18 protein-coding genes are annotated in these 21,498 nt (G+C 33.1%); 16 read left to right on the top strand and 2 right to left on the bottom strand.

Annotated features, from left to right (window positions below; all coding sequences use genetic code 11):
- The first annotated feature begins 39 nt into the window (after nt 1-39).
- The 16 genes from msrB (at nt 40) to KXJ69_RS05520 (ending at nt 16,490) form a co-directional block, all read left to right on the top strand.
- Complete coding sequence (gene msrB, locus KXJ69_RS05595; RefSeq protein WP_219051990.1) at nt 40-504, top strand: peptide-methionine (R)-S-oxide reductase MsrB; 465 nt, start codon at nt 40-42, stop codon at nt 502-504.
- Nucleotides 494-1,030: a peptide-methionine (S)-S-oxide reductase MsrA gene (msrA, locus tag KXJ69_RS05590; RefSeq protein WP_219051989.1), complete on the top strand. Its 537-nt coding sequence runs from the start codon at nt 494-496 to the stop codon at nt 1,028-1,030. Before msrB ends, msrA begins: the two co-directional genes overlap by 11 nt.
- 81 nt (nt 1,031-1,111) lie before the next feature.
- A complete protein-coding gene (locus tag KXJ69_RS05585) occupies nt 1,112-1,672 on the top strand; it encodes a LemA family protein (protein WP_219051988.1) in 561 nt (186 codons plus the stop codon).
- Between the two features lie 3 nt (nt 1,673-1,675).
- Nucleotides 1,676-3,367, top strand: coding sequence for a DUF2207 domain-containing protein (locus KXJ69_RS05580; protein ID WP_219051987.1), 1,692 nt, complete (start codon nt 1,676-1,678; stop codon nt 3,365-3,367).
- Between the two features lie 283 nt (nt 3,368-3,650).
- Nucleotides 3,651-4,235 carry a hypothetical protein gene (locus KXJ69_RS05575; protein WP_219051986.1) on the top strand — a complete coding sequence of 195 codons (585 nt, stop codon included), beginning with the start codon at nt 3,651-3,653 and terminating at the stop codon, nt 4,233-4,235.
- Between the two features lie 361 nt (nt 4,236-4,596).
- Nucleotides 4,597-4,887 carry a DUF2188 domain-containing protein gene (locus KXJ69_RS05570; protein WP_219051985.1) on the top strand — a complete coding sequence of 97 codons (291 nt, stop codon included), beginning with the start codon at nt 4,597-4,599 and terminating at the stop codon, nt 4,885-4,887.
- A 512-nt stretch (nt 4,888-5,399) separates the two neighbouring features.
- The gene (locus tag KXJ69_RS05565) at nt 5,400-7,202 is read left to right on the top strand and encodes a tetratricopeptide repeat protein (RefSeq protein WP_219051984.1); all 1,803 of its coding nucleotides are present in this window, start codon (nt 5,400-5,402) and stop codon (nt 7,200-7,202) included.
- 224 nt (nt 7,203-7,426) lie between these two features.
- Nucleotides 7,427-9,400, top strand: a complete 1,974-nt coding sequence (locus tag KXJ69_RS05560; protein ID WP_219051983.1) for a serine hydrolase domain-containing protein — start codon at nt 7,427-7,429, stop codon at nt 9,398-9,400.
- Between the two features lie 86 nt (nt 9,401-9,486).
- Nucleotides 9,487-11,013, top strand: a complete 1,527-nt coding sequence (locus KXJ69_RS05555) for an amidohydrolase family protein (RefSeq protein ID WP_219051982.1) — start codon at nt 9,487-9,489, stop codon at nt 11,011-11,013.
- Nucleotides 11,014-11,107: 94 nt separating this feature from the next.
- Nucleotides 11,108-11,266: a glycine zipper domain-containing protein gene (locus tag KXJ69_RS05550; RefSeq protein ID WP_219051981.1), complete on the top strand. Its 159-nt coding sequence runs from the start codon at nt 11,108-11,110 to the stop codon at nt 11,264-11,266.
- Nucleotides 11,267-11,589: 323 nt separating this feature from the next.
- Nucleotides 11,590-12,192 carry a hypothetical protein gene (locus KXJ69_RS05545; RefSeq protein ID WP_219051980.1) on the top strand — a complete coding sequence of 201 codons (603 nt, stop codon included), beginning with the start codon at nt 11,590-11,592 and terminating at the stop codon, nt 12,190-12,192.
- A 32-nt stretch (nt 12,193-12,224) separates the two neighbouring features.
- Nucleotides 12,225-12,926, top strand: coding sequence for a DUF6624 domain-containing protein (locus tag KXJ69_RS05540; protein WP_255571220.1), 702 nt, complete (start codon nt 12,225-12,227; stop codon nt 12,924-12,926).
- The gene (locus KXJ69_RS05535; RefSeq protein ID WP_219051979.1) at nt 12,913-13,698 is read left to right on the top strand and encodes a CPBP family intramembrane glutamic endopeptidase; all 786 of its coding nucleotides are present in this window, start codon (nt 12,913-12,915) and stop codon (nt 13,696-13,698) included. Before KXJ69_RS05540 ends, KXJ69_RS05535 begins: the two co-directional genes overlap by 14 nt.
- Nucleotides 13,699-13,774: 76 nt before the next feature.
- The gene (locus tag KXJ69_RS05530) at nt 13,775-14,737 is read left to right on the top strand and encodes an NAD(P)-dependent alcohol dehydrogenase (RefSeq protein ID WP_219051978.1); all 963 of its coding nucleotides are present in this window, start codon (nt 13,775-13,777) and stop codon (nt 14,735-14,737) included.
- A gap of 29 nt (nt 14,738-14,766) precedes the next feature.
- Complete coding sequence (locus tag KXJ69_RS05525) at nt 14,767-15,624, top strand: alpha/beta fold hydrolase (protein WP_219051977.1); 858 nt, start codon at nt 14,767-14,769, stop codon at nt 15,622-15,624.
- A 44-nt stretch (nt 15,625-15,668) separates the two neighbouring features.
- Nucleotides 15,669-16,490, top strand: coding sequence for a GNAT family N-acetyltransferase (locus KXJ69_RS05520; RefSeq protein WP_219051976.1), 822 nt, complete (start codon nt 15,669-15,671; stop codon nt 16,488-16,490).
- Between the two features lie 695 nt (nt 16,491-17,185).
- Here the strand turns inward: KXJ69_RS05520 and KXJ69_RS05515 are convergent.
- Both KXJ69_RS05515 and KXJ69_RS05510 read right to left on the bottom strand, forming a co-directional pair.
- Nucleotides 17,186-20,677, bottom strand: a complete 3,492-nt coding sequence (locus KXJ69_RS05515; RefSeq protein WP_219051975.1) for a DUF2135 domain-containing protein — start codon at nt 20,675-20,677, stop codon at nt 17,186-17,188.
- Between the two features lie 155 nt (nt 20,678-20,832).
- Nucleotides 20,833-21,498 (bottom strand): response regulator transcription factor, encoded by a 666-nt coding sequence (locus KXJ69_RS05510; protein ID WP_219051974.1) that lies wholly within the window; start codon nt 21,496-21,498, stop codon nt 20,833-20,835.

Below are 21,498 nucleotides of genomic sequence, written 5' to 3'. Positions count from 1 at the left end.
TTCGTATTATTTCATTTAAAATCAGAAAGGATAAAGTGTATGCTTACTTGGAAAGATGTCATTAATTTTAGTGTTAACGGGAATCCAGTTCCCTATAAACGCGTTGAAAAATCGGATGCCGAATGGCAACAACTACTTGCCCCAGAGCAATTTCGAATAACAAGACTAAAAGGAACCGAAAGACCTCATTCTGGAGCCTTGTGTAGTATTCACGAAGCTGGGCAATACAATTGTGTATGCTGTAATACTCCGTTGTTCGATTCTACCATCAAATTTGAATCGGGCACAGGTTGGCCAAGTTTTACCCAACCCATAAAAGAAAATGCCATAAAATACCATAAGGACACTTCGTTTGGGATGGTTCGTGTGGAAGTGATGTGTAATACCTGTGATGGGCATTTAGGACATGTGTTTCCCGATGGCCCTGAACCCAGTGGACTGCGGTATTGTATCAATTCAGAATCGATGGTGCTTCAAAAAGAGGAGATTTCACATGGCGAGTAATTTTGAAGTGATGACCGTGGGTGGAGGATGTTTTTGGTGCACCGAAGCCGTTTTTCAACAAGTAAAAGGAGTTGAAAAAGTGGTGTCTGGATATACCGGCGGCACTGCTCCCGGTAAACCTACGTATCGAGAAATCTGTTCAGGTCTAACAGGTCATGCGGAAGTAGTGCAAGTGACTTTTGATGCTTCGGTAATTACCTATGAAGAATTACTCGTTATTTTTATGACCACGCACGACCCCACTACATTAAACAAACAAGGTGCCGATGTGGGGACGCAGTATCGTTCAGTAATCTATTATCATAACAAATTGCAAAAAGAGGTAGCCGAAGAAGTACTTAATCAAGTAGCGCCATATTATGACTTCGCTATAGTTACAGAGCTAAGTCCAATAGGAATATTTTATGAAGCCGAAGACTATCACCAAAACTATTACAATCAAAATAGTGATCAAGGCTACTGTAGTTATGTTATTACTCCCAAATTGGCTAAGTTGAGACAATTGTATGCCGATAAATTAAAGTAATACTATCTTGGTACTTATTTCCTTGTAAAAAAAGTGTAATTTAGGGACAGACTAATCAAACCCTAAATAACAATTATAGCTATGTCTTTTTATTTAATTTTACTAGGAATATTTCTTTTATTGGCGCTATTTGGCGTTTCAGTATTCAACAAATTTATAAAGAACAAAAACCAAGTAAAAGATGCTTGGAGTAATATTGATGTTGCTTTAAAAAGGCGTTACGACCTTATTCCAAATTTGGTCGAAACGGTAAAAGGGTACGCGTCTCATGAAAAGGATACTTTGGAACGTGTCATCCAAGCTCGTAATGCTGCGATGTCTGTGCCAAGTGATGATATTAATGCACAGATTAAAGCCGAAAATCAGTTACAACAAACGTTGCGCAGTATATTTGCTCTTGGAGAAGCATATCCAGATTTAAAAGCAAATCTTAATTTTATTGACCTTCAGAAAAAATTGAGTGAAATAGAAGAAGCACTAGAGCGTAGTCGGAGGTTTTATAATAGCACTGTTAGAGAAAATAACACCTATGGAGAGAGCTTTCCAGGGGTTATATTTGCTGGGATGATGCCTTACAAATCCTTTAACTATTTTGAAGTTGATGCAGCCGAACGCGAAAATGTAAAGGTAGATTTTTCGTAGGTTATGAAGGTTGTGCTTCGTTTTTTCGTTGTTATTCTTGTATTTGCAACTTCTGTTCATGCACAAGACTTTATAGTTAACAATTATTCGGCAGAAATTTTTATAAAGAAAGAGGGGTATTTCACAGTGAGTGAGCAGTACGACCTCACCTTCCGAACCTATAAACATGGAATTTATAGAAATATCCAACTTACCTACGATCTTTTGACCGAAAAAGGGACGCAAGAAAAACGAAAAATCAAAGTAAAAAATGTAAAAGTGCCTGGTCGTACCTTTGTTACGTCTGGTAAAATAATAAATGATCTTACTGGCGAACTTGAAATTAAGATAGGGGATAAAGATATTACTATTACGGGGCCTCAGGGATACACCATTAACTATCAAGTTGAAAATGCCTTTCTTTTTGAAGAAAAGGCCACCCAATTTTATTGGAACCTAAAGCCACCCGGATGGTATGCAAATTTTGAATCGATGAAGTTTAACATTCATGTGCCCGATGGAGTTTCGGTACCTCAAGATGCTATTAAATTGTATGCGGGATATACGGGAAACACCAATGAAAGTGATGATTTCAATATTGATTATCAAGAGGGTATCATTCAGATTAGCAGCAAGGAGGATTTTGTATCCCGATACGGGGAAAGTGTTACGCTCTTGGTTAGCTTACCACCTAATGTTATTTCTGAGACAAAACCCTTTTGGCCTTTTGGAGCTAGATATGGCTGGACTTTGATTATTGCATCATTTTGGGTAGGGTTTTATGTGGTATGGCGTATACATGGGAAAGACGATAAAGTAATTTCAGCCACGAGTTATTATCCACCAGAGAACATTGACCCAGCCATGGCAGGATACCTTATTGATGATAAAAGTGACACTTCCGATTTAATTTCATTACTTCCCTACTGGGGATCTAAGGGATATATAACCATCAAAGAAATCGAGAAAAAGGGACTGTTTCAAAAAAATGACACCCAATTAAATAAACTTAAAGATCTTCCAAATACCGCTGCGGCGTACGAACGAAAAATGTTTACAAATCTGTTTCGAGGCTCAAAAGCTGTGGTTTTAATTAGTAGTTTAAAAGATAGCTTTTATACTACTATGGGCGAGGCTAAAGAATTGTTGAAGAAAGAGGCACAACCCTACTACTTGCCCAAATCAAAGGCAGTAAAAAAAATAGTTTCTGGGGTGGTAGTGGTTCTTCTATTTCTATTAAGTGCTATTGTTTTATATGTATGGGGATTACTCGCGGCAGGTTTGGTAGTCTTCACTTGTGTTATTTTATTACTTCTTAATTTCTTTATGATTAAGAAAAACACCAAGGGAAATGAGGCATTGGCACATTTAAAAGGATTTAGGCAATTTGTAAAACTTGCCGAAGCAAAACGACTGGGAGTGCTTTTAAATGAAGATCCTCATTATTTTGAAAATACCATGGCATATGCCTTGGCCTTTGGTTATTTTGATAAATGGGCGGGTAAGTTTAAAGGATTGGATGTAAAACCACCAGATTGGTATCACACGACATCAAATAGACCTTTTTCGATGCATAGTTTTTCAAACTCTTTTGATAGTGCTATGAGTTCAACAAGATCCACCATGGTTAGCTCACCAAGTTCATCAGGAAGCAGTGGTGGCGGCGGCGGATTTAGTGGCGGCGGTTTTGGTGGCGGCGGTGGCGGAAGTTGGTAGGCGAGGTCTTTGTAGGAAATTCCCGCTACAGTATATAGGAAAAATCTTGGGAAATATTGGGTGATCCTCGATTAAACCAACCTTTTATAGGACAAAGGAAAAAAATGTTGAAAAATTTGTTGATACTTTAAAAATAATAAATTAATTTTCAGCCCCTTAAAGGGTATCTTTCGGTTTTATTAATATAAACCTATAAAACCGATGAGACATTTAAAAACAATTTTAGCCGCAGCCTCTGTTGTATTATTTTTAGCAAGTTGCACCCCTGAAAATCAGAGTGTAGATGAATATCAAACTGAGAAAGACAAAAATTGCCCGCCTAACGATACCAATTGTAACGGCATACCAGACAATCAGGAATAGTGCGATTGTCTATTTTTTGATTGCCTTTTCTGGCCCTTTCCTGCATTTATTTGGAAATCCAGAGGCAAAAGGCCCATTTCATTGGCGTTGGATGATTTCCTTTTTAGACGCACTTGGATGGGCCTTATTTCCGTTTTTTATGGGGCTAGGCTTACTGTCTTTGAGCAAGAAATTACCTTTCGATTTTAGAAATGCTATACAATCCATTGCCTTTGTTTCAATTTCAATAGGAGGCTTTTACATTGCCTATTGTTTAATTTCCATAAAGGATTTTTCCAATTTTGAATATTATGTCATGCTATCGTTTATTGGCATAGGAACTTCGGTAGTATGTCATCATTTATTAAAGTTGGCCAATTATGCCGAGGACAAACTAAAAGCTGCTTTGGACCGACTTATAACCTTTATTGTAAAGGCCGAAGATAAGTTCGTTCCTATGGAAAAGAAAGAAGGATATTTTACCAGCTATATAGAAGAACTCAACCAGATAAATAAAGATTTATGACATTACAAGAATGGGAGAAACTTGTACATGAACTGCAAGACAAAGGTATTTTACGGAACCTTTCCACGATCACCCGCCTAACCCAAAAGCTAGCCTACTACTTTACAGATTCCATCCAAAACGACCCACCTACCTTTCGAAATAATTTGTTGATGTTGTAAGGAAGCAGTGTGGAGTGTGTTGGATTGAATCTTGGCCCTGCAATTCGACTTCAAGACCTTTAAAACGGCCTATCGAATGGTTTTGTAAGCCTAGCGATTTTTTTTCTTTTTTGGGCAATACAAAAAAGTAAGGAACGAAGAAATATACATAAGAATAGAAAATATTCAGCTTTCTTATCTTTACACTTTAAACCACTACGATGTCCTCAAAAAACAAAGGTCTGGCGACAGCCATCCAACAACTTATAGAAGCCATTTTAAAAGCCTTGGGAAAGAGCGGTAGCCGCAACCGAACTTGGCATCAGCATGTAGTACCCTTTGAAGGAGATTGGGCGGTACGAAGAGAGGGGAATAAACGTATTACTTCCAAACATAGAAAACAAAGCACTGCCATAAATAAAGCCAAAACCCTAGCCAAACGGTATAAGGCCGATGTGATTATTCACAGAGAAAGTGGGGGTATTCGGGAACGGATTAGTTATTCAGAATAGTAATCAGAATTGTACTGAATAAAAAACCCAACACATTATGTTGGGTTTTACTTTGTAGCGAGATCGAGACTTGAACTCGAGACCTCCGGGTTATGAATTCCTAGAGTATTTTAAAAACCACTGATAATTAAGGTTTTATAATTGCTTAAATATAAAAACGTATTCAAAATCGTATGCAAAACGTATGCAGTTTTAGGCTTTCGATTTATATAATATTCAAATATAAATCTTTTTGGACATTTGGTAATAAGTATCTGTAATCCTTCTTTTCATACCACCTCTTCTTGTTTATTGTCTAACTATCCCATTTTATTTATATTCGTTGCATCATTGTTGTGTAAATATTAGTTGTAAATTTTACTGTCTATTATATTAATTTATTTAGAGTGCCTTTTTTAGGTTACAAGTAAGATTGTCATACATTATTCTTAAAAATTATCATCTAAAAATTATCATTGTTATTTATTTAATATCAATCATTTCTTTAGCTATTTCGATAGAAATTACAAGTAATGGGATCTGAAAACTTAAATAATAAATCTATCGCTGTATTACCATTTCAAAACATGAGTAATAGCCTAGAGAATGAGTTTTTTTGTGATGGTTTAACAGAAGAGATTATAAATGCCCTTGCCAAGATAAAAGACTTAGCTGTAACCTCTCGTACCTCATCATTTTATTTTAAAAACAAAGCCGTAACTGCTAAAGAAATTAGAGAAAAATTAAAGGTAGCTACCTTTATTGAGGGCAGTGTGAGAAGATCTAGAAATAAAATGCGCATTACCGTGCAAATGATTGATACTATAGATGACTTTCATTTCTGGTCAGAAACTTTTGATAGAAAACCAGATGATATTTTTCAGATACAGGATGAAATAGGTTTGTTTATAGCAGAAAAATTACGGGAGCATATTGGTCATCTCGAAATAGAAAATAAACTAGTAGAACCAATTGATGTACCTGTAGCTATTTATAGAGAATATTTGAAAGGAAGGTACTACATCATGAAACTAGATTATAAAAACTCTATAAAGGGTATCAAAATCTTAAAAGACGTAATACATAAATCACCCAATTTTTCAAATCCCTATCTAGATATAAATCTAGCCTATGTTAATATGGGAACCATGGGCCTTTTACCTGCATTTGAAGCATACGAAAAGGCCCAGCCTTATTTGTTAAAGGCATTAGAGCTAGACCCAAACTCGTCAAGGTCGCAATTGAATTTGGCCTGGATAGAATGTTGGCAAAACTGGAATCTCAAGAAAGCTTACGAACATGCCAATAGGGCTTTGGAAATTCAACAAGCAGACGATATTTACCTAACCATTTCTAATTTTTTGACAGTAGAAGGAAAATTAGATGCAGCACATAATTATCTTGACAAAGCGTTGCAGCTAGACCCTTATGCCGCTATCAACCATCATTATAGAGGGTTTTTATATTACTTGCAAGAAGATTATACAACTGCAATACCGTATCTAAAAAAGGCATTGGATTTAGACCCTAAGTTACCTTTTCCACCAATCTACATAGGAATAAGTTTATTAATGTCAGGCAAGCCAAATGAAGCTTTGACATATTTTGGTTCACTTGAAGGAGTTTCTGTGAAAGACCTCACCAAATTAGGAGGTGAAACCATGTGTTATGCCTACCTTAATGAAGCGGAAAAATGCAATGATGGGATTAAAGAACTAGAGACGTATTTAACAACGGCACTAGTAGATAAGGCATTTACATTTTTGATATTGGTTAATGCCTTGTTAGATAATTGTGAAAAGGTAATTGATTTAGTAGAGCAAGCATATAATAACCGTTTACCATTAGTTTTGCTATTGAATCCATCACCAATTCTTAAGCATGTAAAACATCACAAAAGGTTTAAAGATATTATGCTAAAAGCCATTCCTGATAATGTAAACTATAAGCAGAAAAAAAAGTACAAGCAGGCATTGCTGGATAGTGATGAAATTGAGAGGTACACAAAAGAATTAGAGCAGATTATGTTGGATTATAAACTCTACTTAAACCCAGATCTTTCCTTAAAAGATTTAGCCTCTTACCTAGAACTTCCTGCCAATTACGTCTCTCAATTATTAAACCTAGGATTTCAAAAAAACTTCTCTGAATATGTCAATACCTTTAGAGTAAATGAATTTAAAGAACGTATTCTTCAAGAAGAAAGCAAAGAGTTAACTATAATGGCTGTGGCCTATGATAGTGGTTTTAACTCTAAAACAGTTTTTAATACATTCTTTAAAAAATTAGAAGGGATAACACCAAATACTTACCTTAAATCTCATCTAGAGAATTAGTTCCGATTTTTAAAGTAGAACGTTTTAATTCTGTAGTCCACTTAATTTTGTCAAGAATTAAATGAAAATGTAGAATTGAAAACTAAAAAGTATCAAGAACTTATTGTAAATCTACAATTCATCATTTTAAATCAACAGTTCAGATATTAAAATTCCTAAAGCCTATTTTCTAAAGGGAAATTTGCATCTTAATTTAAAAAAGCATCAATCATAAACTTATAATTATGAAATCAATTAAAATGAAAAATCGATTTATTTTACTATTTGCTTTGGTAATCCTTAGTGCCTGTAATAAGAAAGCTAAATTAGGTATAACTCAACAACCAACCCTAACCGATTATGCTATTGGAGAGAAATGGGTATGGAAGTATAAAGGCGTAACTACCCAAGGAGAAGTAAGGTCTGAAGGGACAGATACTCGAGAAATAATAGAAGTTAACGGTGAGTTAAATATAACCATTGGTAAGGATACGATTCCTGTTGCAGAAATGGCAAAGCCTGAAGAAAGCGATACGCCAAAATACGATTGGCCACTTAAGGTAGGAAAAAAGTGGGTTTATGAAGAAAATTGGACAAGTCAAGATGGTACAACAGGAAAACAGCAAATGAACGCTGAAGTGTTATCCTATAAAGAAGAAACAGTAGATGCAGGAACTTTTATGGCGTACACCATTCATTATAATGGTAATATCACAAATTCTAGAGGATATAATGCAGTTGTAGATGAGGTTTGGCTATACGCCCCTGGAGTTAAAAACTTTATTAAGCTAACTCAAAAACAAGATGATTTTGTTTATAACGAAGAGCTAATTGAATATTCTGATAAGCCTTCAAAAAGTAAAGTCCAATTAGAGAATCAGATTATTGGAAAAGTGAAGTTTCTGGAAGAGCCAGAGAACTTTAGCACTATAGTAAATAAAATGGTCGACTATAAAATACCTGCCCTATCGCTTGCGGTCATCAATGATGGTAAAATAGAATGGGCAGATATGTATCAAAACCCAAGTTTTTCAGAGCAAAACTTAAACTACTCTAGTATTTTTCAAGCTGCATCCTTATCGAAACCCGTAACTTTTTTTGCCACCTTACGTATGCATACAGCAGGAAAAATTGACTTAGATGAGAATATTGAAAAATACTTGAAGCGTTACAAATTACCACAAGGTAAACAAACTGCTGAAAATCCAGTAACCTTACGAAATATCTTTGCGCATACTTCTGGTATTACTTCAGGAGGATATCAAGGCTATGCTAAAGACCTTGCTATTCCAAGTGATATTGCTGTATTAAAAGGTAGTGAAGGCGTTAATTCACCAGCAATAGAAGTTATTTCAACCCCTAATGAAATGTTAGCGTATTCGGGTGGTGGATATACCTTAGCTGAGGTGGCACTTCAGGATGTTTTTAATGATGATTTTTCAAATATTATGAACCAATGGATACTTCAACCTATTGGTATGGAGAATTCAGAATTCACACAACCATTGCAACTATCAGACTCAAGCGAAGTCGCAAAAGGGTATACGTCAAATGGAGTTGTTTTAGAAGGTGGTTGGAGAAACCATCCAGAACAGGCGGCAGCTGGACTTTGGAGTAATGCTACTGATATGGCTAAGTTTTTAATTGAAATTTACAAAGGCTATCAAGGTCAAAGTTCAATCTTTTCAAAGTCAGAAATTCAATCGATACTAAATCAAGAACGTGATGGACATATTTATGGATTAATAGTAGATAAGTCAGATTCAGGTTTTGCAATTACCCATTATGGTGGTAATGCTGGATATCGCACTGGTATGACCATAGATCTTAATACTGGTAAAGGATTGGTCTATTTAATCAATTCAGATAATGGTGGTGCTCTTGGTAATGAGTTGCTGTTATCTGCTTCACAATTATACAATTGGAATCACTTTAAACGTACATCTGCTATACGAAATCAGTTAGATTCAGAATTATTAAAACAACTTACAGGCACATACAAATGGAATAGTCAAGTGGAACTTTCTATAAGTTTTAATGATGAAACAAACCAAATCTCACTTCACTTTCCAAATGGGGATACTTATAAGCTCGTTCCTGTAAAAGGCGATGAAATAAGCTTTATCAACCCAAACACTGGAGTAGATATTAAATTTTTAAAGTCGAGTGACTTTAATTCATTTATCCTTTACGGACAAAAGGCGGTTAAGCTTCGATAAACCTTATTAATTATCTAACAGATAGTACTGAATAACACTCATAAAATTCAATTTTGAAAAAAAAGTTTAAATATTTTTTAAAAGTTGTGATTGCAATAATTGTATTAGTAATTATCACAATCACTGGTGCCTATTTGTGGCCAACTTCCACATTGCAACCACCAGTATCTTTCGAAAAAACAATCATTAATAATGTAAATATTATTGATGTTGAAACAGGTAACATTGCTTACAATCAATATGTTTTAATTGAAAAATCTAGAATTACAAAAATTGATTCTACTAAAATCAACGTTTCTGAGAAAGTTTTAATAATTGATGGGACAGGTAAATTTCTCATTCCTGGTTTGTGGGATATGCACACACATTCTAATCAACATTCAGAATGGTTACATCATCCACTATATATTGCAAATGGTGTTACAAGTGTTAGAGACATGTCTGGCCAATTAAACGAAAAGGATAGTTATTGGGTTGGTAGTAAAGAAAGAATGCAATGGAATAAAGAACTAGAAAGCAATAAGAGAGTTACACCGAGATACGTACTGCAAAGTAGTTACCAAATGGATGGTGAAAAAGCTATTCCTGAAGATGCACCAGACTTTTTTAAACTACAAAATCCTTTACAAGTAGATTCGTTATTACAATTTTATAAAAAGGAAAATGTAGATTTTATAAAGGTGTATCAGCAATTACCAAAAGAAACCTACAAAGTTTTGGCTGAGAAAGCAGCTGGATATGGTATTCATCTAGCAGGTCATAAACCTATGTTTTTAAGCTTAGAAGAAGCTATCAATTGGGGACAGAGAAGTTTTGAACATGGACGCATATTTCTGTATGAGTGTTTTCCAGAAGCTGATAGTTTAAAGAATCCAACAAATTGGAAACAATATTTTTCTAAATCAAAGCTAAAAATTGTACAACAATTTGATACGGTACAAGCAAAAGAATTAATGCGCCTTATGAATCAAAAAGACGCCTATTGGACACCAACACTTCAAACCCTAAAATTTGAAGCTAACGCCCATAAAGATAGCTTTACTAATAATGAAAATCTTAAATATGTAACCAACGTTAGAAAGCAACTTTGGTGGAAGTACGATACAGATTATAACAAGGAGAAAAACCTCGAAAGTCTAGGGAATATTGTAAGTGAGCAATTTTTTGAAGCTTCAAAAAAGCAAGTAGCTATGGCTAATAAATTGGGCGTACCCATCATGATAGGAACCGATGTTACAGATTCTTATGTGTTTGCTGGATTTAGTTTACATGACGAATTGTATGAATTAACAAGAAGCGGACTATCTAACCTTGAGGCACTGCAGTCGGCTACTATAATACCTGCAAAATTCTCAAACATAGAAGAAGATTATGGCTCTGTTGAAATAGGCAAGAAAGCTGATCTTGTTTTACTAAATAAAAATCCTTTAGAAAATATTAAAAATTCACAAAACATTTATGGAGTGTTGTTAAGTGGTGTGTATTACGATGTAGAGAAACTCACAGAATTAAAAGAGTTTACAGAAACAGCCGCTAGTAGTTTTCATATGAATGTGAAGACTTTTATAAGCTTATTAAATAGTCCATTAATACGAGTGCAGTTTGCCGATTAATACAATTGGTTCTAATTTTTAAAGCAGAACTATTCATTCATGAAGCGATTGTAATTTTATCATAAATCAATTAAGAATACAAACAATAGAAAAAATGAAGACAAAAAAAACTAAAAAAGGAGTCAAACTTGGAATAGGAATCATTTTAGGAACCGTAGTAGGGTATTTAACATCAAATATGGCATTATGGTTTGTACTGGGTATTGCTATAGGAGCAGCGCTTGAATATGGTACTCAAAAAAAAACAAAATAGAAATAGTTAATATTAATAGTAGCTGAAATTCTTATTCCAATCCAATAATAGTTTTCTGTTTTTTTAAAAGGATAAATACTACCACAAAAGAAATTCAGAAGTAAGCAAAAATAGTAGATTTCACCAATTGCGTAACTGCGTTAATTGGTTTTAAACAGAAATAGTATAAGACGTTATTGATCATCAACAATTCATCATTCTAAATCAACAGTTCGGTTATTTAGCTTCATAATCACCTGTTTTTTATAGGAAATTTGCACTCAATTAAAAACATCATCAATCAATTATTAATCAAAAAACGAACAATTATGAAAACAATTAAAATGAAAACAATCAAAAAACAAATTTTATTAAGAATGGCTTGTGTTGCCTTTGCATTAGTATCAAGTACAACATATGCGCAAAACACAAATTCTGAAACCACCACACAAAGAGATGGTTTTATCTTCGAATTCGTAGTAGGTGGTGGTATTATCAGTATAGAAGATAGTGCTGGGATTCAAACGTTTGACAAAGCGCAAGGAACCTTCGTTTTTCCAGATGTAAAGTTTGGCTATATGTTAAACGAAAAACTCGCCATTACTGCTGCAATGCCAGGAAACATATACGAATTTCAAGATAATGACAGGAACTTTGGAGGTTTTATTCCATCACTACAATATTGGGTAAAAGATCGTTGGTGGATTCATGGAGGTATTGGTCTAGCCATAGATTCGCCAGCACTGTATGATATTAAAGACAATGTAAATGACGACTGGAACTTTGGATGTGCTGTTATGGCAAGTACAGGTTACGAAATTTATAAAAAGAATAACTTCGCTCTTAATGTGCAGTCTAAATTAGTTCTAGGTCGCACGTCTTTAGATGGAGATGCGCATAGAGATGCAGTAATCTTTAATGTAGGATTAGGGCTGAGCTGGTTGTAAAAGATTGAACAAAATAATATAAGAGTCAATAAATGAATCAAGTATTTAAAAAGTATAAGAAAATGAAAAAAACGTATTATTTATTGACTCTTTTAGTGCTATTAGTATTTACTTCATGTAATACCAAAATCAGAGAGGCAAAGGAAGATAACTTAATAGCACTAATTGATGATATTTGGAAAACAGAACAAGAACCAATCAGACTAAGAGATTCATTAATGGCTATACATGGTGTTGACTCAGAGCTAGTAAAAGAACAGCAGTTAATTATAGATAAAAATCATATAGTTAATGAAGATAGAGTGAAAAATATTCTAGAAAAACATGGTTGGCCAACTAAGGATATGATTGGAGAACGTGGTAATTGGACAATTTGTAATGTTATACAACACTCAGATAATGATGTTAGGATACAGTATCTTCCATTGATGAAACAAGCTGTTAAGGATAAAAAACTAGAGCCTCGATTCTTGGTAAGAGCTGAAGATAGAATTGCAACAGAAAGAGGGGATTTACAAATCTATGGTGGACAGATGAAATATTACCCAGAAACCAAAAGTTTTAATTTATGGCCCGTTTACGATCCTGAAAACATAGATAAAAGAAGAACTGAAATTGGGCTCGATTCAATCTCTGTGTTCCTTAAGAATAGATTTGATTTTGAATGGAATCTTGAAGAACAAATAAGAAGAACTAGAGAATTTGAATTAGCAAAACTTAATGATAGCGAGTAATAAAAATCGCATTAAAACTGCAACGGTTGTAGTTATTCTATTCGTATTAGGTGCGCTTCTAAATATTCCATTTAGTAGAGAATTAAAACGATTAAAAATTGAGGCAGGTGATACAAACGTAAAGCTGTCAGATTCCATTACAAGTGATGTAATACAAACAGGAATTTATGGTTTTGTTTTAGGTGTAATTTTAGTTTTTGTTGGATTATGGTTGTCAAGGAAAGCACAATTGGGAGCACCGGTAATAGAACGTTTCTTTTCAAATCAAAAAAACAGAACGCAGAATCATTTTTTTAAAGCGCTATTGTTTCCTGTAGTTCTTAGTGTAGTCTTAGCATTGGTAATGCTTTTGGTTCATAAACTAATTGTTGATTACTTTCCTGTAACAAGTATTATTGAAAGACCTTCTAAACCGTTTTATGCTATTGTTTCATTTTCAGCAGGAATTACGGAAGAAATTATGTTTCGATTGGGATTAATGTCTCTAATTATAGCATTAATTCAACGTTTTGAAAAAGAGATTAAACCATCTACAAGCGTGGTTTGGGTGGGTATAATTATTACTGCACTATGTTTTGGTTTAATGCATTTACCGCTATCAAAAAATTTTTCAAATCTCACTTTGGTAACTGTAGGTTCTACTTTGACAGGTAATCTTATTACAGGGTCTTTCTTTGGTTGGGTGTATTGGAAACGTGGTTTACTAGTAGCAATAATTGTGCATGTTGTTTGGGATTTGGTTTTTCATGTAGTTGGTTCACCCTATTTGTAGAAATAGTGTTCCGATTGTAAAACACGAACCTTCAATATCTTAATTAAGTTCAACTTTGCAATAAATAAGAGTAATTATGAAAGCAGCAATTTATACAAAATACGGTTCCCCAGAAGTTATTCAGATAATTGATGTTGAAATTCCTTCACCAAAACCAAATGAGATTTTAGTAAAAATGAAGGCATCATCAGTAACAAGAGCAGATACAATGATGCGCCAAGGTATACCTAAATTTGGCAGATTGTTTTTAGGTTTATTTAAACCCAAGAACACAGCTTTAGGAACTGGTTTTTCTGGAGTGGTAGAGGCTGTAGGTTCGCAAATCACAAAATTTAAAGTAGGTGATGAAGTTTTTGGTGAAAAACTATTTAGCAATGGTTGCAATGCAGATTATTTATGTATTGCAGAAGATTTAGTTTTAGAGATAAAACCCAATACCATTTCTCATGCAGAGGCTGCACCAATTTGCGATGGGTTTTTAACCTCTTATAACTTCTTAAAAGATATTGCAGATTTAAAACCAGGGCAACATATCTTAATTAATGGTGCTTCAGGAAGCTTGGGTTCAGCAGCAGTTCAATTAGCAAAAGTAATGGGAGCAAAAGTTACAGCAGTTTGTAGCACAAGAAATATTGATTTTGTAAAATCTATAGGAGCCGATAAAGTAATAGATTACACAAAAACATCAATAACTAATATTAATGAGAAGTATAATGTAATTTATGATTCGGTTGGAACCTTATCATATAAAGACACTAAAAACCTAATAAGTTCTAACGGTATTTTTATGACACCAGTATTAAGTGGTCAAATACTTTGTCAAACGTTATTAAATCCAAAGAAAGTAAAATTTGCAGCTACAGGCATAAAAAAGACTGAGGAGTTAAAACGATTATTTTTAGAATTGGTAGACTTTTTTAAACAAGGTAAACTTTATACAAATATCGATAAAAGCTACAAGCTTCCAGATATCGCAGAAGCTCATCACTATCTTGAAACTGGTCGTAAAGTGGGTAATATAGTAATCGTCAATCCATAAATCAAAATCAATTAAAAATCGAACAGTCTATGTTTTTCAAATCAAAAGAAGGGAAAGAAAAAATTATAACCCTATACAATCAAAAGTTAGATGAGCTGAATATTGAATATTCAGAAAAATTGTTAGAAACAAAGTTTGGAGTCACTAATGTTATTATAACTGGAGATACTAGAAAACCTCCTTTAGTGCTCATTCATGGTACAGGAGGTTGTGCCCCTCAAATTTTAGATTCCTTCCCCAATTTAGCCTCAAAATATTGTGTTTATGCAGTAGATGTACTAGCACAACCCAATAAAAGCGCTGAGAATAGATTAGACATGAAATCTTTAGATTATGGTAAATGGCTTATCGAAGTGATTATAAAACTAAGACTAAAAAATGTAGCCTTAGTTGGTTTTTCTTTTGGTGGACTCATTAGCTTAAAAGCACTAGAGTTTAATGAAACACCTATAAGACAAGTATTCTTAATTGCGCCAGTTTTTATCGTTAATGGTAATCCTCTTGTAGGTTTATTCAAAATGTTCATACCATTGAAAAAGTTTATAAAAACAAATAATCAAGAATCCATTCTAAAAGTAATGAATGCGCTTTTTTCTGAATTTGACGAATTTGCATTAGCCTTTATGTCAACTACTTTTCAATACTGTAATATGGATTTTTCACCTTTACCAATAATTTCAAAACAGACCGCAAAAAATGTAAAAATTCCCATTACCCTTTTTGCTGCAGAAAAGGACATTATGTTTCCAGGAAGAAAAATGATAAAAAGAGCTAAAGATATTTTTCCCTCTTTAGAAGAAGCTTTTTTATTGGAAGGATCTAAACATGTTCCAAACAGGAAGGATTTTGAAGTTATTGAAAACTCTATTATAAGAAGTGTCAAATAACTCTATATCTTAGTTCAATTTAAGAAAGTATAATCTATAGAATTGTGAAAGTAAAAAAATTAAATAACATAGAATTTGATGTAATAGCTACTTGCTATTTAAGATCTTTTGAGAACTACTTTGTTAAAGTACCCACAGACAAAAACTATTATAAAAATAGGTGGGAGATGGCGAAGGTTGATTATGCCCTTTCCTATGGAATGTTTGATGGAGAAAATTTGGTTGGATTTATAATACATGCAATTGATAATCGAAATGGAGAAAAAATAGCATTTAATACTGCTACAGGTGTACTTCCAGAATATAGAGGAAAAAGAATTGTTAAATCAATCTACGATTTTGCTATACCAGATTTAAAAATTAGTGGGATTACGAAATGTTTACTAGAGGTAATTATGGAAAATAGCAAAGCAATAAAATCTTATCAGAGCATTGGGTTTGATATACGTAAAGAATTTAATTGTTTCAGCGGAGAAATTAAATTAAACTCAAATGAAAAAATTGAGTTGAATGAAGTTGATTATAATACTTTTGATTGGAAAAAAATGCCTAATCAAGATTTATATTCGTGGGATTTTAATTCAGAAGTGCTTAAAAATGGAGATTATAAATACTATCAATTAATAAAAGACAATTTGGTCGAATCGTATTTTATTGTAAACCCTAAGAATGAATATTTAGCACAATTTGAGATTTTAAAAAAGAGTGATGGGTGTTGGAATAGATTATTTAGTGGGATTAAGGAAGTTTCAAACTCCATAAAAATAATAAATGTTGATACAAGATTAAGCGAGAAAATAGATTTCATCAATTCAATTGGATTATCGAATACTGTTAATCAATATGAAGTGGAAATGAATATATAAACTGTAGTCATTAATGGTACACATAAAAAACGGTTTAGACAAAGCCCAAACGGCTGTTTTTTTTAATAGTTTCCATTAAGTAGCAAGATTGAGAATTAGCTCCTTGCAGTCGCTGAGTCTTTAGGGAGGCTTTTACAATATTAAAACCCACAAAGCAATGCTTTGCAGTTTTTTATTTTTCCACTTACGGAAATAAATTCCCAACGTACCAAAATAAAAAAACCCAACACACAGTGTTGGGTTTTACATTGTAGCGAGATCGAGACTTGAACTCGAGACCTCCGGGTTATGAATTTTGAATAGAGATTTTTTCATATTTTTAATTATTGAATATCAGGTAGTTATATTTTCAAATATACAAAAAATTTTGAAATCTAGGTACGGTTTTAGGTACGGGTAGAATTTTTATTATAGTAGTGGTTAAAAGGGATTCCCTTTAATTTAATTTATTTTTTTAAGACATTATTGATGATTTCATTGAAAAATATATAAGTGTTAATACTTATATCATATCTTGAAATTGACTTACGCCTTGATAATCAACTTACTATAAATAATATGACACTAACCTAAATCTCAAAAAAAAAATACATTTTACTGTATTTTATACTTCTTTGGATTCCTAGAAAGGGACAAAATTTAAAATACCGCAACCATAAATAGTTGCGGTATTTTTTGCTTTATAATACATCGTATTAATTATCGAATTGGAGATTTCCTATAAGAATTTCATCTTGTTCTTTATCCAATCTGGTAATTATTAATTTTTTAGTTTCATTTTTCTTGCCATAATTCTTATACATAGTCACTTTAAGTATTGTTGGCCCAGATATCTTCTGATAATTATCAGCAAAATAATCTACTTCTATATTGTACTCTCCTTTTCGAGCTTTTTTTAATAAGTATTCTTCGGGACCAAAACCATCTGTCATATCTTCAGAAATTCTCCCCCCCAAATCAGTCAAACTATTTCCGTAGTAGGCTTTTTCTTTTTTAGGATCTGTTACCCATAAATCGATATCAGTATCATCATGATTCCAATCAATAACAATTCTGATATCCATTGGCATTTCTTTAAAAACATCTTTTTCGGCTTTGCTAATCGAAAGCTTATTTCCATATTTATTGACTAATCTGCAAAGTTCTACATAAGCAATAAGTTCAATACCATAAAAGCGTTCTTCCTCATCTTTTTCTGCCAATTCTCCACTGTATATTTTATATAATAAATCATAACTTTTTTGATAGGCCCCATTGGCTTCATAAATTAAAGCAAGGTCTCTATAGGATTGAAAATACTCTGGACGTAATTCGAGTATTTTTTGATAGACTTCTTCGGCTAAATTATTTTGATTAAAATATTCTAATTTATATGCCAATGCCTTTAAAAGTTCAGGGTTGTCTAAGTCAATTTCAATTAAATTGGTAAGTACTTTTAAGGAATTTTCGATGCTTTTTTTCTCTGCAAAAAAGTCGGCTACATCAATGTAGAACGTTGGTGTATTGGAATAATCAACACGTATTTCTAAATATTTTTGGTATGCTTTTTCAACGGTTGGTTCCTTTTCTAGAATATTTAAATATGGTGAAGAGGCATCCCAGCTTTTAAGCGTTGCAACTTCATTAATTTTAGCATCTAAAGCTTCAATTTCGTCTTTTTTTTCTTCCATTCCTTTTTTGGTTCTTATAACTATAACACCATTAACTCCTTTTGCCCCATAAAGTTTACTAGCATCTTCACTTTTAAGAATAGTAATAGATTCAATATCTTCAGTTGTTATATTTGGGGACGAATCATCTTCAATAAATATTCCATCTATGATATAAAGTGGACTTCCAATAACAGTACTCACTCCTCTTATTTTTACTGAAGCCGAACTACCACTTTGTCCGTTTTCTTCATTAATATTAATACCCGCAACCTTGCCTTGCAATAGTTGGTCAATGGAAGTTTCTACAGACTCACTTTGAACAGATGAAACGGCATAACCTACCGCAGTGGTTTGTCTTCTTGAATAACCCGTAATTACTACTTCCTCTAATTGACTGCCAGGAAGCATTTCTAATGTTTCATTGTTTATGTCATTTGCCCTTCTTACCGTTGATTGAAATCCAACATAGCTAAACTCTAAAAGCTCATCATCATTGGCCTGAATACTAAAATTTCCATCAAAATCTGATTGAGTACCACGGGTTGTACCTTTTACTAGAATATTTGCCCCAGGGAGCGGAACTCCGAGTTCATCAACAATAGTTCCAGTTATATATGGGGTATTAGGGTCTATAGGTTCAGATTCAATCATCGTCTCGTTAGTGGTAGTATTTTGGTCATCCGTATCAGCTATATCCTGTGAAGGATTAATAGTGTTATTTTCTGAATTTGTGTTTTGGCTTTCAGTATTATTGGTTGTGACTCTAGTTCTGGTTTTACTGGGTCTAGATCTTTTAGGAAAACTTTTATTATACCATTCTAAAAGGTCTTCACAATCTGATTCTATATCTAATTTTCGTTCTTCAATAATTTCTAATCGTTCTTTTTCAGCTTCTTTACTGGCTGCTAACATTTCTTTGTATTGAGTCAATAATTCAGATGGGGGTTCAATCTTATATTTGACATAATCTTCAATCCTATCTAATATGAGCATGGAGGTAAAATCTGTTACTAAATGATTTGCTTTTGCTAAAGCTATAATTTGGTTTTTATTTTCTATTTTGTTTTTATTTAATTCTTGAAGTTTCAATTTAGCCCAAAGCCTTTTTATCAATTTATTCTGTGAAGAATTATGAGATATCTGAATTGTTTTTTCTTCTGTTACCTTTCCTCCATAACCAAATTGTAATGTTATAGAACTATTATTATCAAAAACTCCAGCAATTGAGAAATCGCCTTTAATTGTTGTAGGTCCCTTAGGAAAGACTTCTGAAGTATAGGATGCGTTTTTAATACCTAAAAATTGATAAGGTTCACTTTTTAAGACCTTAGTTGCATAGGGTATTGATAACCTTAAAAGATTAATATAATTTCCTCCCGTCTTATTTGCTATTTCTTCTAAGCGTTCGTGATTTGCGGAAACTTTAGAATTTATAGTATAAATAGGTTTATTATTGAATTTATAAAAAGAACCTAGGTTAGCTAGTCCATCTGAAAACAAAAGAGTTTCCTTTCCAGTAGCCTTTAATGATTTTAGCTGTAGGTAGTTTGTACCTCCATCATATACAACTGAGCTTAAATACTTCTTTAGCGTGCTCCAATCTCCATTTAAAATTGAAAAGTCTTTTATTTGATGAATAGCAGTGCTAAAAACCACCAATTGTACCGCTACATTCCCAAGATAGGAAAAGTAATTTTCTAACAATTCCATTTCAATGGCAGTGTTTCTATACTGTTGAGAATAGGACGAATCCCAAAGGATTGTAATTTTATTCGGCTTATTTTTTAGTTGAGTTTTTGTAGGGATAGTTTGATTTATATAAAAATAATTTTCACTAGTTTGAGCTTTAAAATGCTCCATTTGAGAAGGAATTCTTATAATAATAGGTAAAGTTGGTGCAAAATCCTTTTTTTCCAAATTTGCTATAAAAGACTCTCCTTTTTTATTGAATATTAACTTCCCATTTGGGTTGTTAGACGTGGAAGGAGCCAGCTCGCTACTAGAGAATATTTGAACTGAAACTTTAAAATGTTTTAATGTTTCTTCTATACCTAATGGAAGTTCATATATTTTTTGACCATCTTGAGTGTGAAGTGGTTGTTCATATGAAACAATTACCTCTTTATATCCTTTTGCTGGAATAGGGTAAATTCTTGCTTTATAATTATTGCCATCGACTTTTTCTAACAAGCCTGGATCAATCTTCTGGCGTATCGTACTTTCATAAGCTACTCTGGCTAGTTCTTTTTCTACTATAACAGCTTCTCTTAACTGCCCACTAACTTCCATAGCAAATCTAGATACAGATTGTCCCTCTCCTAACGGAAATGAAAGTTCTCCTTCCATAATTCGATCTAATGAATTATAGAATTTCATATAATAGGTTGTTTCAGCGTAATTTTCGGTAATATTAGTTTCTACTTCAAGGCTTGTAAGTTGAAGTTGCAAGGAATCATTCATCATTATCTTAGGTGTACTTTGTGCTTTTACAGCAATGCCACCTAATAGAATTAAAAGAAAAGTAATATTTTTCATGGTTAGTGATTTTAAGTTAACAGCTTAAAATTCATATTTCAATATAATATATAAAAAGAGGAATGAGGGAAGTGATGTTTTGGGTGAGGGAAACACTTTTTTTCTACACCACTCGGAAATCTGGAAAAAGGAGATAATTTTTAGTAAAGAGTAACTTAAATAAGTCCCAAGTCCTTAACAATACTCACAAGATGAACAGCATTGTTTGCCTTAAACTCAGTTTTTAATTTGTTTAATTTCTTTTCAATGGAACTCAAACTACTAGGTGTTATATTTTTTTCAACAAAAAAAGCACTTATTTCCTCTTGAGAATAGCCTTTTGAAAGTAACCCCATTAATTGGGAATCATATTCGGTGAACTCAATTTTATTATTCGATTTTAAGATCCCTTCTAAATGTGGGGACACATATTTCTCATTTTTAGCCACCTTACGAATGGCATCTTGAAGCTCCACAAGGCCTCTCCTTCCTTTATTAACATAGCCATCAATGTTTAATTCCTGCACGAGTTTTCTAATTTTAAGAGGACGATCTTCTACAGAATATACAATGATTTTAAGTGAGGAATCGCTTTGTTTTAGTGCTTTAATTAATTCCTCTCCAGATTGAAACTTTTGTTCTCGGTGGTCCGCTTTATAGGAGAGATCCGTAACCAATAATTGGAAGGGATTATTATCTAATAGTGCTTTTTTAACTTTTAAATAGGCATCATCACAATATTGAACTTGTTCAACTTCTTTGACTTTTAATTCATTAACAATGGATAATACACTTTTGTTTACGCTATCGAAATCATCTGAAATAATCACTTTTGAAAACAT

Source organism: Halomarinibacterium sedimenti (genome assembly GCF_019312585.1).
In the GTDB taxonomy this organism is placed as follows: Bacteria; Bacteroidota; Bacteroidia; order Flavobacteriales; family Flavobacteriaceae; genus Halomarinibacterium; species Halomarinibacterium sedimenti.
The sequence above is the reverse complement of the archived record's forward strand: the minus strand, read 5'-3'. Positions and strand labels throughout refer to the sequence as shown.

Excerpts from the sequence above, each read along its gene's own strand:
- msrB (WP_219051990.1), top strand. The coding sequence starts at position 40 with ATGCTTACTTGGAAAGATGTCATTAATTTTAGTGTTAACGGGAATCCA.
- msrA (WP_219051989.1), top strand. The coding sequence starts at position 494 with ATGGCGAGTAATTTTGAAGTGATGACCGTGGGTGGAGGATGTTTTTGG.
- KXJ69_RS05585 (WP_219051988.1), top strand. The coding sequence starts at position 1,112 with ATGTCTTTTTATTTAATTTTACTAGGAATATTTCTTTTATTGGCGCTA.
- KXJ69_RS05580 (WP_219051987.1), top strand. The coding sequence starts at position 1,676 with ATGAAGGTTGTGCTTCGTTTTTTCGTTGTTATTCTTGTATTTGCAACT.
- KXJ69_RS05575 (WP_219051986.1), top strand. The coding sequence starts at position 3,651 with ATGAATATCAAACTGAGAAAGACAAAAATTGCCCGCCTAACGATACCA.
- KXJ69_RS05570 (WP_219051985.1), top strand. The coding sequence starts at position 4,597 with ATGTCCTCAAAAAACAAAGGTCTGGCGACAGCCATCCAACAACTTATA.
- KXJ69_RS05565 (WP_219051984.1), top strand. The coding sequence starts at position 5,400 with ATGGGATCTGAAAACTTAAATAATAAATCTATCGCTGTATTACCATTT.
- KXJ69_RS05560 (WP_219051983.1), top strand. The coding sequence starts at position 7,427 with ATGAAATCAATTAAAATGAAAAATCGATTTATTTTACTATTTGCTTTG.
- KXJ69_RS05550 (WP_219051981.1), top strand. The coding sequence starts at position 11,108 with ATGAAGACAAAAAAAACTAAAAAAGGAGTCAAACTTGGAATAGGAATC.
- KXJ69_RS05545 (WP_219051980.1), top strand. The coding sequence starts at position 11,590 with ATGAAAACAATCAAAAAACAAATTTTATTAAGAATGGCTTGTGTTGCC.
- KXJ69_RS05540 (WP_255571220.1), top strand. The coding sequence starts at position 12,225 with ATGAATCAAGTATTTAAAAAGTATAAGAAAATGAAAAAAACGTATTAT.
- KXJ69_RS05535 (WP_219051979.1), top strand. The coding sequence starts at position 12,913 with ATGATAGCGAGTAATAAAAATCGCATTAAAACTGCAACGGTTGTAGTT.
- KXJ69_RS05530 (WP_219051978.1), top strand. The coding sequence starts at position 13,775 with ATGAAAGCAGCAATTTATACAAAATACGGTTCCCCAGAAGTTATTCAG.
- KXJ69_RS05525 (WP_219051977.1), top strand. The coding sequence starts at position 14,767 with ATGTTTTTCAAATCAAAAGAAGGGAAAGAAAAAATTATAACCCTATAC.
- KXJ69_RS05515 (WP_219051975.1), bottom strand. The coding sequence starts at position 20,677 with ATGAAAAATATTACTTTTCTTTTAATTCTATTAGGTGGCATTGCTGTA.
- KXJ69_RS05510 (WP_219051974.1), bottom strand. The coding sequence starts at position 21,498 with ATGTTTTCAAAAGTGATTATTTCAGATGATTTCGATAGCGTAAACAAA.